The sequence below is a fragment of the Alphaproteobacteria bacterium HT1-32 genome, from assembly GCA_009649675.1.
Taxonomy (GTDB): Bacteria; Pseudomonadota; Alphaproteobacteria; order Rhodospirillales; family HT1-32; genus HT1-32.
Genome location: WJPL01000001.1, coordinates 801230 through 815247, shown reverse-complemented (window position 1 = coordinate 815247; position 14018 = coordinate 801230). Strand labels below are relative to the sequence as shown.

Annotated in this window: 16 protein-coding genes; 12 read left to right on the top strand and 4 right to left on the bottom strand. The window is 59.0% G+C overall.

Features of this window, described 5'->3' with window-relative positions:
- The first annotated feature begins 9 nt into the window (after positions 1-9).
- Genes GH722_03885 through GH722_03860 form a run of 6 tightly spaced genes read left to right on the top strand, consistent with a single transcriptional unit; the run spans position 10 to position 3334 of the window.
- Positions 10-390: a DUF2218 domain-containing protein gene (locus GH722_03885; GenBank protein MRG70897.1), complete on the top strand. Its 381-nt coding sequence runs from the start codon at positions 10-12 to the stop codon at positions 388-390.
- The gene (locus tag GH722_03880) at positions 374-808 is read left to right on the top strand and encodes a hypothetical protein (protein MRG70896.1); all 435 of its coding nucleotides are present in this window, start codon (positions 374-376) and stop codon (positions 806-808) included. The genes GH722_03885 and GH722_03880 overlap by 17 nt, the downstream gene beginning before the upstream one ends.
- A gap of 20 nt (positions 809-828) precedes the next feature.
- A complete protein-coding gene (locus GH722_03875) occupies positions 829-1572 on the top strand; it encodes a MotA/TolQ/ExbB proton channel family protein (GenBank protein ID MRG70895.1) in 744 nt (247 codons plus the stop codon).
- Between the two features lie 24 nt (positions 1573-1596).
- A complete protein-coding gene (locus GH722_03870; GenBank protein MRG70894.1) occupies positions 1597-1956 on the top strand; it encodes a biopolymer transporter ExbD in 360 nt (119 codons plus the stop codon).
- Entirely contained in the window at positions 1953-2363 is a 411-nt protein-coding gene (locus tag GH722_03865; GenBank protein ID MRG70893.1) for a biopolymer transporter ExbD, read from the top strand. Before GH722_03870 ends, GH722_03865 begins: the two co-directional genes overlap by 4 nt.
- Positions 2360-3334, top strand: coding sequence for a TonB family protein (locus tag GH722_03860; GenBank protein ID MRG70892.1), 975 nt, complete (start codon positions 2360-2362; stop codon positions 3332-3334). The genes GH722_03865 and GH722_03860 overlap by 4 nt, the downstream gene beginning before the upstream one ends.
- Before the next feature lie 9 nt (positions 3335-3343).
- Here GH722_03860 and GH722_03855 read toward each other — a convergent pair whose 3' ends face one another.
- The 4 genes from GH722_03855 to cobD form a co-directional block, all read right to left on the bottom strand.
- A complete protein-coding gene (locus GH722_03855) occupies positions 3344-3898 on the bottom strand; it encodes a HutD family protein (GenBank protein MRG70891.1) in 555 nt (184 codons plus the stop codon).
- 169 nt (positions 3899-4067) lie between these two features.
- Positions 4068-5963 carry a DUF839 domain-containing protein gene (locus tag GH722_03850; protein MRG70890.1) on the bottom strand — a complete coding sequence of 632 codons (1896 nt, stop codon included), beginning with the start codon at positions 5961-5963 and terminating at the stop codon, positions 4068-4070.
- A gap of 254 nt (positions 5964-6217) precedes the next feature.
- Positions 6218-7513, bottom strand: a complete 1296-nt coding sequence (locus tag GH722_03845) for a DEAD/DEAH box helicase (GenBank protein MRG70889.1) — start codon at positions 7511-7513, stop codon at positions 6218-6220.
- Positions 7514-7804: 291 nt separating this feature from the next.
- The gene (gene cobD, locus GH722_03840; protein ID MRG70888.1) at positions 7805-8818 is read right to left on the bottom strand and encodes a cobalamin biosynthesis protein CobD; all 1014 of its coding nucleotides are present in this window, start codon (positions 8816-8818) and stop codon (positions 7805-7807) included.
- 105 nt (positions 8819-8923) lie between these two features.
- On the opposite strand from cobD, the gene GH722_03835 reads away from it, so the two are divergent.
- From GH722_03835 to rdgB, 6 genes are all read left to right on the top strand, one after another.
- On the top strand, positions 8924-9919 hold the full coding sequence (locus GH722_03835) for a sirohydrochlorin chelatase (GenBank protein ID MRG70887.1): 996 nt from the start codon (positions 8924-8926) through the stop codon (positions 9917-9919).
- Between the two features lie 54 nt (positions 9920-9973).
- Positions 9974-10852 (top strand): cobalamin biosynthesis protein CbiG, encoded by an 879-nt coding sequence (locus GH722_03830; protein ID MRG70886.1) that lies wholly within the window; start codon positions 9974-9976, stop codon positions 10850-10852.
- Positions 10849-11481, top strand: a complete 633-nt coding sequence (locus GH722_03825; protein MRG70885.1) for a precorrin-8X methylmutase — start codon at positions 10849-10851, stop codon at positions 11479-11481. The genes GH722_03830 and GH722_03825 overlap by 4 nt, the downstream gene beginning before the upstream one ends.
- Positions 11478-12692 carry a precorrin-6y C5,15-methyltransferase (decarboxylating) subunit CbiE gene (cbiE, locus tag GH722_03820; GenBank protein MRG70884.1) on the top strand — a complete coding sequence of 405 codons (1215 nt, stop codon included), beginning with the start codon at positions 11478-11480 and terminating at the stop codon, positions 12690-12692. The genes GH722_03825 and cbiE overlap by 4 nt, the downstream gene beginning before the upstream one ends.
- A gap of 113 nt (positions 12693-12805) precedes the next feature.
- Positions 12806-13411 carry a non-canonical purine NTP pyrophosphatase gene (locus GH722_03815; GenBank protein MRG70883.1) on the top strand — a complete coding sequence of 202 codons (606 nt, stop codon included), beginning with the start codon at positions 12806-12808 and terminating at the stop codon, positions 13409-13411.
- Entirely contained in the window at positions 13411-14007 is a 597-nt protein-coding gene (rdgB, locus tag GH722_03810; GenBank protein ID MRG70882.1) for an RdgB/HAM1 family non-canonical purine NTP pyrophosphatase, read from the top strand. The genes GH722_03815 and rdgB overlap by 1 nt, the downstream gene beginning before the upstream one ends.
- Positions 14008-14018: the final 11 nt, after the last annotated feature.

Below are 14018 nucleotides of genomic sequence, written 5' to 3'. Positions count from 1 at the left end.
AGGAACAGGATGTTAAAATTTTCAGCCGATGTGCAAACCACTTCTGCCAGCAAATATCTGCAGCAGCTCTGTAAACATTTCGCTCATAAGGTAACTGTCGATTACACGCCCGAGGAAGCGCGTGTCCAGTTTCCGCCGGGCCGCTGTCTGATGCTGGCCGACACGGAAACCCTCAGATTTCACTGTCAGGCTGACAATGAAAAGGCGATGCCGGTTATCAAGGACATCATCGAACGGCATCTGGTCAAGTTCGCCTGGCGTGAAGAACTGACCTTTCAGTGGGTCAATGAAATCCCGGCGGAGGCAGAGGAAATCCTGCTGTCCCCGGCTTTCATGACAGCCCCGGAAAGCAACGATCAGAAGGAGGGGGCCGGTGAGCAGGCACACTGAAACGGGCCGGGCGGCCCTGATCGCACTCAGTCTTTGCGGTGCGGTCCTGTGTTCGATGTCAGCCCGCGCCGCAGAGCCGGTGTTCCGGCTGGAGCTGAACAAGCTGGAACCAAATGCTGATGCCTGCCGGGTCTATTTCGTCATCCGCAATGGCGGAGATCAGGCTGTGCCCAGTTTCAAACCCGATCTGGTTTTCTTTGACCGGAAGGGTGTGATCGCCAGCCGGCTGGTGGTTGAGGGCGGGCCGCTGCCGCCTGCCAAGACGCGGGTGAAGCTGTTCGATGTGAAAGATCTGGCCTGCGCTGATGTTGGCAGTGTGCTGCTGAATGACCTCGGCGGCTGTGGTCTGCCTTCAGGCGGAACCTGCCTCGCCGCGACCGAAACAGCATCGCGTGCCGGTGTCGACTTCACCAAATAGATATGGAGAACATGAATCCGATGGAAACCACGATCCCGCAGGAAGTCGTCGCGCCGACCACTGAAATTGCCGGCATCATGATTCCGCAGCCAATTGTGGATATCGCGGTTGCCGGAGGGCCGGTTGTGGCGATCCTCGCCGTTCTGTCACTGATCGCTACAACCATCGCGATCCTCAAGCTGTGGCAATTCTGGTCCTGTCGTCTGCATGCGACAAAACCGGTGGAGCGTTCACTCCGGCTCTATCGTGGCGGCAAGTCACTGGAGGCGCTGGCCTGTGTTCAGGGTTCGCGAAATCCCGTAGCCCGCGCTCTGGCACTGGCCATTCGGGGGGAGGTTTCATCGGCAGGGGGCAGTCCCGGTGTACGTGAGGAAGTTGCCCGTTTCGGGGCTGCCCAGATTGAGCAGCTGCGGAGTTATCTGCGCCCGCTTGAAGTGATCGGAAGTCTGGCGCCGCTGCTGGGTCTGTTCGGGACAGTGCTTGGCATGATCTCGGCCTTCCGCCAGATGGAAGCAGCGGGCAGTCAGGTTAATCCGGCGGTTCTGTCCGGCGGGATCTGGGAGGCGTTGCTGACGACGGCTGTCGGGCTGGCTGTTGCCATTCCGGCGGTGGCTTTGCTGAACTGGTTCGAGCGGATCGTGGAACGGACACAGCATCATATGGAGGATGCGGTCACAACAGTCTTCGCACCGGACATCGCGGCAACGCCGGTGACGAAGCCGGACCTGCGTCCGGAGATGACGCTGCAAAGCACGGGGAGATAAATCTTGCGACGTCAGGTCATCTCCATGACGCCGCTGATTGATGTGGTGTTCATTCTGCTGGTCTTTTTCATGCTGGCATCCTCGTTCACCACCTGGCGTTCGGTTGAAATGGATATGGCAACGCCGGGCGGCGGTGTTGCGGAGGGCAGGTCGGTGCTGGTCGAACTCCGGACGGATGGGTTGCGGTTTGGGGGCCGGAATACAGACGAGACGGAACTGATCCGTCAGTTGCAGGACCAGCTTGCTGATGATGCCGAACTGCGGGTGCTGGTCCGTTTCGATCATGATCTGCCCCTGCAGGACTCTGTACAACTGGTCGACCGCTTGTCGACAGCCGGGATACGCAATCTCCGGGTTCTGCCATCGCGAGAAGCCGCGCAATGAAAATCGGCTCAAGGACACCGGTGCGGCGGGACAGCGAGCAGAGCATCATGCCGCTGATCAATATTGTCTTCCTGCTGCTGATTTTCTTCATGGTTGCGGGACAGCTGACGCAAAGCGACCCGGTGCCGCTCGACCCACCGGTTTCGGTCAGTCCGACACCGACAGAGATGCATGGAGGTAAATTCCTGATCGCCGGTGATGGTCGTCTGTTCTATCTCGGTCAGGAGCTGCCGCTTGCCGAACTGTCATCGACAGCGTCGGGTATTGTGGCTTCCGGTGATCATGATGAATTGCTGGTCAAGGCAGATGCCGCTGCCCCGACCGGTCTGGTATTACAGATCATCAGCGATATTCGCCGGGCGGGTGCACCGAAGGTACGTCTTGTGACAGTTGAGGCCGCAGAATGAAGGACCTGCGCTTCCCGCACTGGATGTTCGCCGGTCTGATTGCCCTGCTGCTGCATGGCGGATTGCTGGCAGCGATCCCGAAGGACCGGAGTTCCGGGGCTGTCAGTACCGGTTCGGGCGGAGTGGAAATGTCATTCGGTCCGGCGGGTGGCGCTGCTGGCGGAACACCCGTTGCACCGTCTCCGGTTGAGGAACAGAAGCCGACAGAAGTGGAGACAGCAGAACCCCCTGCTGAGACTGTTCAGGAGGTTGTGGAACCCGTTGTCGACCCGCCGCTGGATCCGGTTCAGGAAGCCGTGGTGGAGCCAGTGCCGGAACCGGAACAGGTGCCGGAACCAGCGGTTGTCGAACAGGTTGCCGAGGTGACTGAACCGGTGGCAGAGCCGGTCGAGCGGGTTTCGGAAGTCACGCCCCCGCCGGTGGTTGAGGCTGTTCCCGAGAAGGTTGTCGCACAGACACCACCTCCGAAGCCAAAGCCAAAACCGGTACCGCCAAAGCAGGTTGTTGCCCGGACAGTGACACCACCCGCACCGGTCCGGCCAGAGAAGCCGGCAGAACAGAAGGTCGTCAAGCCGACTCAGGCACCGGCTCAGGCCGCAGGGTCTGCGGGTGCGGCGGGCAGTGGACAGTCCACTGCATCAGGGTCGTCACAGTCAGCCTCGTCTGGCGGACGGGTTGGCGCGCAGCAGGATTATTTTTCCCGACTGCTGGCCTGGCTTGAAAAGCACAAGGAATATCCGGCACGTGAACGGCGTCTGCGTAAACAGGGGGTGGTCCGGATTGCTTTCACCCTTCACCGCAACGGCTCGGTTTCGGGTGCGACGATTACACAACGCTCCGGCCATCCCGGACTGGACAGGGCGGCCCTGAAAATGCTGAAAAAAGCCTCTCCGCTTCCGGCTGTCCCGGCGGATATTCCGGACCATAAGCTGGACCTGGTGGTGCCGGTGGAATTCAGTCTGGTGAGGTAGCAATAGCCGTCAGGCTGCAATCAGCCTGATATCCAGCCACCGGCCAGTGCAGGTGCAGTGACGGGCCTCTGCCGCTGAAAGCCACAGGCTGTCACGCAGGCCGAGATCTGCGCTTTCCCCCGCGACCTGGCAGGTGACCGGGCCATGTGCGGCAAAGATAAGATGATGGCTGGCGGTCTCATCCGGTGTGAAGTGTTGGGCGTGACGGACCACGGCCTGCCATTTCCCCCGTCGCGTCATGACGTTCAGATCAAGGATAGGGCCGTTGGTCAGCCGGGATGTGCAGATGGCATCGCCGGGGAAGGCAAAAGGGGCATCGCTCAGCATTACCGGGGAGCGGCCCCCGACTGTCAGTTCCATGCCGCTCCCTTCTATGACAGTCAGAACCCGGTCAATGGCAGGGAAGGTTGAAAACAGGCCGCTCTCCGTGACCGGTGCCATCGATATCCGCCACTGAATATCGTCACCTTCCGCCCCGGTCGGGAAAATCAGAATTTCGGAGGTCTGGCCTGCACCATTACGCCAAGGCACTGAACGGTAATCTGCCTGTCTGAGGATTTGCATGAGAGACTCTGTAATCTGTTCAGCTCTTTTCAGACTGATCTGATTCAATTACAGCAATAGATTCTGCCGGGCAATCCTGCTCCGTCAGAGAATGCGCCTGAAGCTCACGACAAACCGGCCTTCCCGGGATTCTGTGAGAACACAGAATCCCGGATTAACCGGACAGAGATTAGCCGATGAGGCCGCCGTCATCACGACGGATGGCGATAACAGAAGAGCGGGGAACTGAATCGCCGCCTGCAGGCCAGTGGCTGCCGCCTTTCTCACCGGGATGCTGGATGCCGACAAACATGGTCTTGCGGTCGGGGCTCCAGGTGATTCCGGTGACTTCACATTCCTTCGGTCCGACCATGAAGCGTTTGATTTCGCCGGTGACCGGGTCGCCAAGCAGCATCTGATTGTTGCCCTGTCCGGCAAAGTCTTTGGCGTTGGAATAGTTGCCGTCGGTCTGGATCCAGAGCATGCCCTTGCTGTCGAATGCGATACCGTCCGGTGAGTTGAACATGTTCTCTGCATTGACGTTTTTTGAGCCGGCATAAGCGTCTTTGTGGACGGTCGGGTTACCGGCCATGACAAACAGGTCCCAGTCAAACGAGGCTGACATATGGTCGTCGCCGTCAGGATGGAGACGCACGATCTGACCGTAATTGTTTGCACTACGCGGGTTCGGACCGCCTGCCGGGGTAAGATCACCACCAGCATTTGGCTTCTTGCCACGGTTCTTGTTGTTGGTCAGCGCGCAGTAAACTTCGGCCTTGTTCGGGTTGGCTGCAACCCATTCCGGCCGGTCCATCGTGGTGGCACCGACAGCCGAAGCGGCGATCCGGGTGTGGATGCAGATTTCCGCTTTTGAAGCCATTCCGGTTGCGGCAGGGGTCAGTTCAACCCATTCACCCCTGGCGTTGTCGCTGTATCTGGCGACAAACAGTTTGCCATCTTCCAGCAGGTTCGCATTGTCACCGCCAGCGGTATAGACTCCGTCGGAAATGAATTTATACATGAATTCGCCGCGTTCATCATCGCCCATATAGACGACAACATGCCCGTCAGCAGCGAGAACAACCTCAGCGTTTTCATGCTTAAAGCGACCGAGTGCGGTGCGTTTCTTTGGTGTTGCGGTTGGGTCGGCGGGGTCAATTTCAACGATATAACCGACGCGGTTCGGTTCGTTGATATTCTTTGAAATGTCAAAGCGTTCATCCGTCATCGACCAGGCATATCCCCAGTCCCTGAGACCAACGCCATATCGCTGTAGCTCTGCCGGAACTTTGAAACCCTCATCAGATGATGAAAAATAGCCGTTGAAGTTTTCCTCGCAAGTCAGATAGGTGCCCCAGGGGGTGCGACCATTGCCGCAATTGTTCCATGTACCGAGCGATTTTGTGCCGGAAGGATCGGCTGCAGTTTTCAACAGGTCATGCCCGGCGGCGGGGCCGGTGATGGCCATCGGGGTGTCTGCCGTAATGCGGCGGTTGACCGGGCTGTCTTTCACGATCGACCACTTGCCGTTTTTCTCAGCGATTTCCATCACGGAGACGCCGTGTCCGGCCTTGGATTTGCGTACATCGTCCGGGGTTTCCGGAAGGCCGTCCTTGCGGTTGCCATGGATAATATCGCGATTCACATATTCATTGTTCACAACCATGATAGTGCGGTTGCCGTCTGAAAAGACGGACATGCCGTCATTGTTGTCGCCAAAGGCAAGCTCCTGACTTTCGCCGGTGCCACGTGTGGCCACATCAAAGGCGCTGCCTTTTGACCAGAGCGGATCCCCCCAGCTGGCGACAATCTGCGAGGAGAAGCCTTTCGGCAGGGTGATGCTGTCCAGAGCGTTTGCGGCAACCTGGTCAAAGCCGATCCGGCTTGCGGCTTCAGCCGGGCGCAGGGCTCCGGTGCCCATGACAAAGGCAGATGCACCGAAGGCGAGGCCGGTGCCAAGAAAGCTGCGGCGTGACAGTGCACGATCCGCAAGTTTTTCAAATTCCGTGATTTCCGGACGGGGGTAACTGACTTCGTCAAAATGCTCAAGATCACAGGACGGCGGGGTCCGTTTGGATAGGGTCATGGTGATACCTCTCTGGGGTCAGGCGCAGGATTACTGCGCCGTGCAATCATGTTTCCGACTAGAAAAAAAGCCTGCAGCCGATACTGCGAGCCGGGATAGTTCTAGTGCACCAGCATCTCAATTTTGTGACAGCCGGAATGATGAGCGGGATATTCCAGACCTTTCCGGGAGCATGTTTCCTGCCGTAAAGCAGGCACAAAAAAGCCCGCCGGTCACTGGACCGGCGGGCTGATTTTGAAGTCTTCCCGAAAGGTTTAAGCGGCCTTTCCGGTGCGGCGCGACTGGCGCGGCGCATTGTTGTTGCGCGGGCGACCGCCGCCACCACCGCCACCGTTCCGTTTCGGACGGTTGCCCTGGAAACGCTTGCCGCCCTGAGGCGGGCGCTTTGCCGGGCTGCGGTCATTGGCGATTTCCGGTGCATGATATGCATGGTCGATATCGACATTGATGGTCTGACGAATGGTCCGCTCGATATCCTGAAGATAAGCGCGTTCCTCGTGATCGCAGAAGGAGATTGCAATACCGTCAGCACCGGCGCGGGCGGTACGACCGATACGGTGAACATAGCTTTCCGGATCGTTCGGCAGTTCGAAGTTGATGACGTGGGTCACGCCATCAACATCAATACCGCGTGCGGCGATGTCGGTGGCAACCAGTGCCCGGATCTTGCCGTTACGGAAACCATTCAGCGCCCGCTGGCGGGCATTCTGGGCCTTGTTGCCGTGGATGGCATCGGACTCGATACCGGCATCCTGCAGGTTCCTGGCAACCCGGTCAGCGCCATGCTTGGTACGGGTGAAGATCAGCACGCGATTGATGCCTTCATCTTCGATCAGCTTGTTCAGCAATGCCCGCTTGTTGTCTTTCGTGACATAGAGAACTTTCTGCTCGATCCGTGCGGCGGTGGTTGCTTCACGGGCAACTTCGGCACGCAGGGGATTCTTCAGCAGGCTGTCAGCCAGTCCCTGAACCGCTTTCGGCATGGTAGCCGAGAACAGGACGGTCTGATGACCACCGGGGATTGCCGCAGCGATTTTCTGAACGTCACCGATGAAGCCCATGTCGAGCATGCGGTCGGCTTCATCAAGGATGAAGACTTCAACGCTGCTGAAACGAACATGGCCCTGACGGACCAGATCCATCAGACGACCCGGCGTAGCGACCAGAATATGGACGCCCTGTGCCAGTGCCTTGATCTGCGGGCGAATGGAAACACCACCGAATACAACGGAAGAACGCAGACGAAGATGACGACCGTAAGAGCGGATGCTGTCGCCAATCTGGCCGGCCAGTTCGCGGGTTGGTGCAAGAATGATTGCCTGCGGCTCATTACGGTTGGCGCGCTTGTCGAGGTCGGACAGACGGTGCAGCAGGGGCAGGGCGAAGGCCGCTGTCTTGCCGGTGCCGGTCTGGGCAACGCCCAGCAGGTCACGGCCATCGAGCAGGCCGGGAATGGCTTTCGCCTGAATGGGGGTAGGGTCGGTGTAGCCTTCAGTATTGAGGGCACGGAGAATGGGTTCGGCCAGATTAAGGCCTGAAAAACCGGTCATATATGTACTTCTTTCGTACGTGAATTGATTTAGCCGCCCGTTCCTTCACAGGGAACAGCCGGTTCGCCAGCACTCTGCAAGCTTTCCCGGCGGGACACAGAAACTGGTCCTCGCCTAACGAAACGCCTGATGATGTCGGAGATAACGCGCCGGAGAATAAGAACATCGTTCTATCCCGGCCTGCGATCGGTAATCGACCCGAGAGGAGTGCCGCTGCGGCGCAATAACCACCTGTTGCACTGCGAAGTCAACTGAAATCGTTTAAAAAATAACAGGATCAGTCAAGAAGGCCTATCCGCGGTGGAGCTCCGTGAAGGCCCATAAACCGGCGATCAGAGCCGCATGGATGACGCAGGCAAAGGTATAAAGCACCAGCGCCCGGCGCAGGTCCCGGACGGTTGCCCGCGCCCGTCCCTTGCCACCGATCCAGTCATCATCGACCACCTGACTGCCGTAACGCCGGGGTCCGGCCAGTGCTACATCCAGCGCCCCGGCCATTGCCCCTTCCGGCCAGCCGGCGTTTGGTGAGCGGTGTTTTCCGGCATCCCGCAGCATGACCCGGAAGGCCGGGCCGGCATGGGCACCCGGTGTCACAATCGCAGCAAGGACAAGGATGAGGCCGGATAACCGGGCGGGCACCCAGTTCAGCAGGTCATCCAGCTTCGCCGCCGTAAACCCGAAGGACCGATAACGGTCATTGCGATAGCCGATCATACTGTCGAGCGTGTTGACCGTTTTGTAGACGAGAATGCCGGGAAACCCGAACAGCAGATACCAGAATACCGGGGCAACCACGCCATCGCCGAAGTTCTCTGCTGTGGTCTCAATGCCGGCCCGGGTGACACCATGTTTGTCCAGTGCGTTCGGGTCGCGGCCAACTACCCGGGAAATGGCTTTCCGGGCACCCGGCAGGTCATCTTTCGACAAGGGACCGGCAACAGCAGCAACATGGTCATAGAGAGATCGCTGGGCAACCAGTGTGGCGACCAGAAACAGCTCGATCAGCCAGCCGAAAGGATGCCAGGCGCTGACCCAGCTGACGGCAGCGCCGATAATGGCGGTACTGCCAACCATGAAGACGACAACCAGAAAGCCCCGGATGGCGCGGTCCACCTGCCCCCTGTTTTCCCGGTTCAGGCGACGTTCCAGCGAACTGATAAGGCGTCCGATCAGGACAACCGGATGTGGCATCATGCGGAACACCCAGCCCATTTCACCAAACACTGCATCCAGCCCCAGCGCAAACAGCAGAAGCAGCAGAGGCGCCAGATGCAGGGTCGAGTCAGGGAGCTGAAGAATGTTCATTTTTGCACTATCCGGCGTCGGTCAAAGACCGTCAATCGTCGGCTAAGGTTTACTTCACGGGCGGCGCGCACGATATAGTCAGGGAACAAGATGAAGGGGATTCTGATGAGTGACAAGATTGGCGTAATGATCTGCGGGCATGGCAGCAGGGATGCAGGGGCCTGCACCGAATTTGACGCCTTGTCGGCAGGTATCAAGGTTCGGATGCCGGATTATGAAGTGGAAAGCGGCTATCTGGAATTCGCCCGGCCAATTATCCGTGATGGTCTGGAGAAGCTGAAAGACCGGGGTGTGAAGCATATTCTGGCCGTGCCGGGTATGCTGATGGCAGCCGGGCATGCGAAGAATGATATTCCGTCGGAACTCAACAATTTTGCCGCCGAGAATCCCGGCATCAAAGTAGAATATGGTCGCGAACTGTCGATTGATCCGAAACTGTTGCGGGCCGCGCGGGAACGCATCGAAGAAGCTGAAGCCGCAGCCGGAGGCGATGTCAGCCGCGAGGAAACCCTGCTGATGGTGGTCGGGCGGGGCGCTTCGGATTCCGATGCAAACTCGAATATCTGCAAGATCACCCGGATGCTGTGGGAAGGTATGGGATTCGGCTGGGCTGAAACCTGCTATTCCGGTGTCGCCCATCCCCGCGTTGATGCCGGATTGAAAATGGCATCACGCCTTGGCTTTAAGCGCATTATCGTCTTTCCGTATTTTCTGTTCACCGGGGTGCTGATCCACCGCATCTATGACCAGACAGATGAAGTCGCTGCGTTGCATCCGGATGTCGAGTTCATCAAGGCTCCCTATCTGAACGATCACCCGCTGGTGCTCGATACCTTTGCCGAACGGGTGCGCGAAATCCTTACCGGTGACAACAACATGAACTGTGCGATGTGCAAATATCGTGAACAGATCATCGGCTATGAAGGTGATGTGGGTGTGCCGCAGGTCGGCCATCATCACCATGTCCAGGGTATCGGCCACGATCACGGCCATCATCATCATGATCATGGTCATCACCACCATCATCATGACCATGACCATGATCACAGTCATGACCATGGCGACGATAAGGCGACGAAGAAGAAAGACGTCGCGGACTGATCTGTCGTGCACGGACCTGCTGCGGTACCGAAATGTGCGTGATCTGGCGGGATGATGTTTGACCGTTATCTGATGGTGGACTGGTCTGCGGCGGCAAGGCCGAAGACGGGGGCAGACAGCATCTGGTGTTGTCTTTCTGGCCCCGGTGTTCGCCCGGAGATGGTCAACCCGCCAACCCGGCAGGCAGCGACTGACTGGATCGTCAGTTGTCTGGCGGATGAGCTGTCGGCAGGGCGCCGTGTTCTCGCCGGATTTGATTTTCCGGTTGGCTACAGCCGTGGTTTTGCTGCGTCTCTCCAGCTTTCCGGACCGGCCTGGCAGGCCAGCTGGAACCTGCTGTCGGATATGATTGTCGATCAGCCCGATAATGCGAATAACCGCTTTGATGTTGCCGAGGCCCTGAACAGGCGGTGCAGCGGGCGGGCTTTCCCGTTCTGGGGACACCCGCATGGCCGTTGCTACAGGTATTTGCAGCCAAAGAAGGCTGCCGGATATGGTGATCTTTCGGAACAGCGTTATGCCGATTCGATTGTTCCGGGCACACAACCGGTCTGGAAACTGCTGGGCGCGGGGTCGGTTGGCAGTCAGGCGCTGACCGGTATCGCCCGGCTGCATCAGGTCCGGTTCAGCCCGGCGCTTTCCTCGGCAACCCGGGTCTGGCCATTTGAGACGGGTTGGGGCGTCCCGGCGGATGATGCGCGGATTGTTCTGGCGGAGGTCTATCCGACGCCACTGGCGGATCCTCCGGAACCGGGCGAGCCGAAAGACGCCGGTCAGGTACGTGGTGCGGCAAGACGATTCGCGGAACTTGATGCGGCGGGAGAACTGGAGAAACTGTTTCACCCGCCGACAGGCACGACGCCGGAGATCATTCAGGCTGTCGAGGCCGAAGAAGGCTGGATTCTGGGAGCGCCATTCAATTGGGTGACATGACTTACGACTATATTCGCGATCCGGAGGCAATCTATGCGGCCTCCTTCGCGCAAATCCGCGATGCGGCTGATCTTGCTTCCCTGCCTGCCGGCGAGCAGCGGATGGCCGAGCGTCTGATTCATGCCTGCGGGATGCCGGATATTCTGGATGATCTGGTCTTCCGGGGTGGCCCTGCTGCTGCGGGAAAGGCGGCACTGGAAGCAGGCAAGCCGGTGCTGGTCGACAGCAACATGACCGCCTTCGGGGTGATCCGGCGTCTGTTGCCGGCTGAAAACGAGGTGATCTGCACGGTTGAGGAATCAGAAGCCTACGCCATGGCACAGCAGATGCGGACTACCCGGTCAGCGGCGGCGCTGGAACTGTGGCTGGAGCGGCTGGACGGGGCGGTGGTTGCGATTGGCAATGCGCCGACAGCCCTGTTTCATCTACTGGAAATGCTGGCTGACGGGGCACCAAAACCGGCGGTCATTCTGGGCTTCCCGGTTGGTTTTGTCGGGGCGGCGGAATCCAAGGAGGCGCTGATCGCAGACTGTCCGGCTGACATTCCCTTTGCCACCATCCGTGGCCGGCGTGGTGGCAGCGCCATGGCCGCGGCTGCGGTTAATGCCATTATGGCGCGACCACAATGAGTGCCTGGCTGTCCATCATCGGGATCGGTGAAGACGGGCTGGCGGGAATCACACCTGCTGCCCGGCGGCTGATTGATGATGCGGAAGTGCTGGTCGGGGGCGAACGGCATCTGGCGATGGCCGGCGACCATCCGGCAGAACGTCTGACCTGGCGCGTGCCGCTGACCGATACGGTTGCCGATATCGCAGCCCAACGGGGGCGGCGGGTCTGTGTGCTGGCGACCGGTGATCCGCAAAGCTATGGCATTGGTGTCACGCTGGGCCGGTCCTTTGACCGCTCGGAGATGACCATCATCCCGCATCTCAGTGCTTTTTCGCTGGCATCGGCGCGGCTCGGCTGGGCGTTGCAGGATGTTCAGTGCCTGACCCTGCATGGTCGTCCGCTTGATCTCATAAATCTCTATGTGGCGCCGGAACAGCGGCTGCTGATTCTGAGCGAAAACGCCACCACGCCCGGGCAGGTGGCAGAACGTCTGACGGAACTCGGATACGGCAGCAGCCAGATGACCGTCCTGTCAAATATGGGTGGTGACCGCGAACAGCTTGTTCAGGCCGAGACGGCGGCGGACTGGGCCGATCCTGCGGTCAGTGATCTGAATACGATTGCTGTTGAGTGCCGCGCCGGCCCTGACGCGAGGCTGATGTCACGGGTGCCCGGCTTGCCGGATGAACTGTTTATCTCCGATGGGCAGATGACCAAACGTGAAGTGCGGGCGATGACACTGGCGGCGCTGTCGCCTACGCCGGGAGCACTGTTATGGGATGTGGGGGCTGGTTCCGGTTCTGTCGGAATCGAATGGATGCGGGCAGCAGACCGTGCGCGCGCAATTGCGATTGAGCCAAAGCCGGAGCGACGGGCCAGAATTGCGGGTAATGCTGCTGCGTTAGGGGTGCCGCTGCTCCGGATTGTCGAGGGCACTGCGCCTGCTGCACTGGACGGACTGCCGGCGCCGGATGCGGTTTTTATCGGCGGCGGGATAACGTCGACAGGGGTTATTTCCGCCTGCTGGGAGGCCCTGAAACCCGGTGGCCGGCTGGTTGCGAATGTGGTGACGCTGGAGGGTGAACAGACCATCGGGCGTTATCACGGCACATTAGGCGGTGAACTGGTGCGCATGAATGTGGCAAGGGCGGAGCCGGTCGGACCCTATCAGGGCTGGCGGCCACTGATGGGTGTGACCCAGTGGCGGCTGGATAAATCCCGCAGATAAGCTTGGGAAATACGTTCACTGTTCTGGTCACTGTCTGCGACATCATCTACTGATGATTGCTCTATCTAGCTGAAATACTTGCAAAACCCGCGTAAATCAGGCATTCGTCAGCGATGCACAAACAGCTTGTTGAACCACGTATTGTTCTGGCCACCCACAACGCGGGCAAGCTGGAAGAACTCAATGACCTTCTGAAGTCCTACGACATCAAGACGGTTCCGATCGGTAACTGGGATCTGCCAGAGCCGGAAGAGAACGGCAAATCCTTTGCCGAGAACGCAGAAATCAAGGCCGTTGCTGCGGCAACCGCGACAGGACTGCCGGCGCTGGCGGACGATTCCGGCCTGATGGTCGAGGCGCTCGACGGGTTTCCCGGTCTGCAAACAGCCCGGTTCATGGAAACATGGGAAGAAAAACGTGCAGAAGTTGAGCGTCGTCTCGGCGAGCACAGCAACCGCCGGGCTTCCTATAACTGTGCGCTGGCTCTTGCCTGGCCGAATGGCCAGAGCGCGGTTTTTGTCGGACGGGCGGATGGCATGATGGTCTGGCCTGCACGGGGGAGCCATGAAAGCTTTGATCCCGTGTTCCAGCCGAACGGATATGCCAAGACCTATGCGGAACTGGGCTATGAGATAAAATCGGGTATCGATGCCCGTGCCCAGGCGTTCAAGGAGCTTGCGAAGGGATGCCTGCAACCGGCAACGGTGGATCAGGACTGATGGTTCGGCGTTTCTCGGGCGGGAAACTGGTTGTTGCCAGCCATAACGAACATAAAGTCGGTGAAATCGGCATTTTTCTGAAGCCTTTCGGGGTTGATACGGTGTCCGCCGGATCGCTTGGGCTGCCGGAACCGGATGAGACCGGAGACAGCTTTGTCGCGAATGCCAAACTGAAGGCACTGGCGGCGGCCGGTGCGGCGAACCTGCCCGCACTGGCAGATGATTCAGGACTTTGTGTGACGGCACTCAATGGTGATCCGGGTATCTATTCGGCCCGATGGGGTGGCGATGACAAGGATTTCGATCTGGCCATGAGGCGGGTGAATGAAGGCATTGGCGAAAATGCGGACCGCAGTGCCTGCTTTGTCGCCGTTCTGTGTCTCGCCTGGCCAGATGGGCATATCGACTGTTTTGAAGGTCGGGTTGAAGGCAGCATCGTCTGGCCGCCACGGGGTGCGGCCGGGTTCGGTTATGACCCGATATTTCAGCCGGATGGCGAAACCCGCAGCTTTGCCGAGATGAACGGGGCTGAGAAACATGCCATCAGTCACCGGGCGCGGGCTTTTGACCAGCTGATTGCAGCCTGCTTTGGCTGACAGCAAGCAGC

Bases quoted from the DNA above. Each gene is read 5' to 3' on its own strand.
- GH722_03885 (MRG70897.1), top strand. From the start codon at position 10: ATGTTAAAATTTTCAGCCGATGTGCAAACCACTTCTGCCAGCAAATAT.
- GH722_03875 (MRG70895.1), top strand. From the start codon at position 829: ATGGAAACCACGATCCCGCAGGAAGTCGTCGCGCCGACCACTGAAATT.
- GH722_03870 (MRG70894.1), top strand. From the start codon at position 1,597: ATGACGCCGCTGATTGATGTGGTGTTCATTCTGCTGGTCTTTTTCATG.
- GH722_03865 (MRG70893.1), top strand. From the start codon at position 1,953: ATGAAAATCGGCTCAAGGACACCGGTGCGGCGGGACAGCGAGCAGAGC.
- GH722_03860 (MRG70892.1), top strand. From the start codon at position 2,360: ATGAAGGACCTGCGCTTCCCGCACTGGATGTTCGCCGGTCTGATTGCC.
- GH722_03855 (MRG70891.1), bottom strand. From the start codon at position 3,898: ATGCAAATCCTCAGACAGGCAGATTACCGTTCAGTGCCTTGGCGTAAT.
- GH722_03850 (MRG70890.1), bottom strand. From the start codon at position 5,963: ATGACCCTATCCAAACGGACCCCGCCGTCCTGTGATCTTGAGCATTTT.
- GH722_03845 (MRG70889.1), bottom strand. From the start codon at position 7,513: ATGACCGGTTTTTCAGGCCTTAATCTGGCCGAACCCATTCTCCGTGCC.
- cobD (MRG70888.1), bottom strand. From the start codon at position 8,818: ATGAACATTCTTCAGCTCCCTGACTCGACCCTGCATCTGGCGCCTCTG.
- GH722_03835 (MRG70887.1), top strand. From the start codon at position 8,924: ATGAGTGACAAGATTGGCGTAATGATCTGCGGGCATGGCAGCAGGGAT.
- GH722_03830 (MRG70886.1), top strand. From the start codon at position 9,974: ATGTTTGACCGTTATCTGATGGTGGACTGGTCTGCGGCGGCAAGGCCG.
- GH722_03825 (MRG70885.1), top strand. From the start codon at position 10,849: ATGACTTACGACTATATTCGCGATCCGGAGGCAATCTATGCGGCCTCC.
- cbiE (MRG70884.1), top strand. From the start codon at position 11,478: ATGAGTGCCTGGCTGTCCATCATCGGGATCGGTGAAGACGGGCTGGCG.
- GH722_03815 (MRG70883.1), top strand. From the start codon at position 12,806: ATGCACAAACAGCTTGTTGAACCACGTATTGTTCTGGCCACCCACAAC.
- rdgB (MRG70882.1), top strand. From the start codon at position 13,411: ATGGTTCGGCGTTTCTCGGGCGGGAAACTGGTTGTTGCCAGCCATAAC.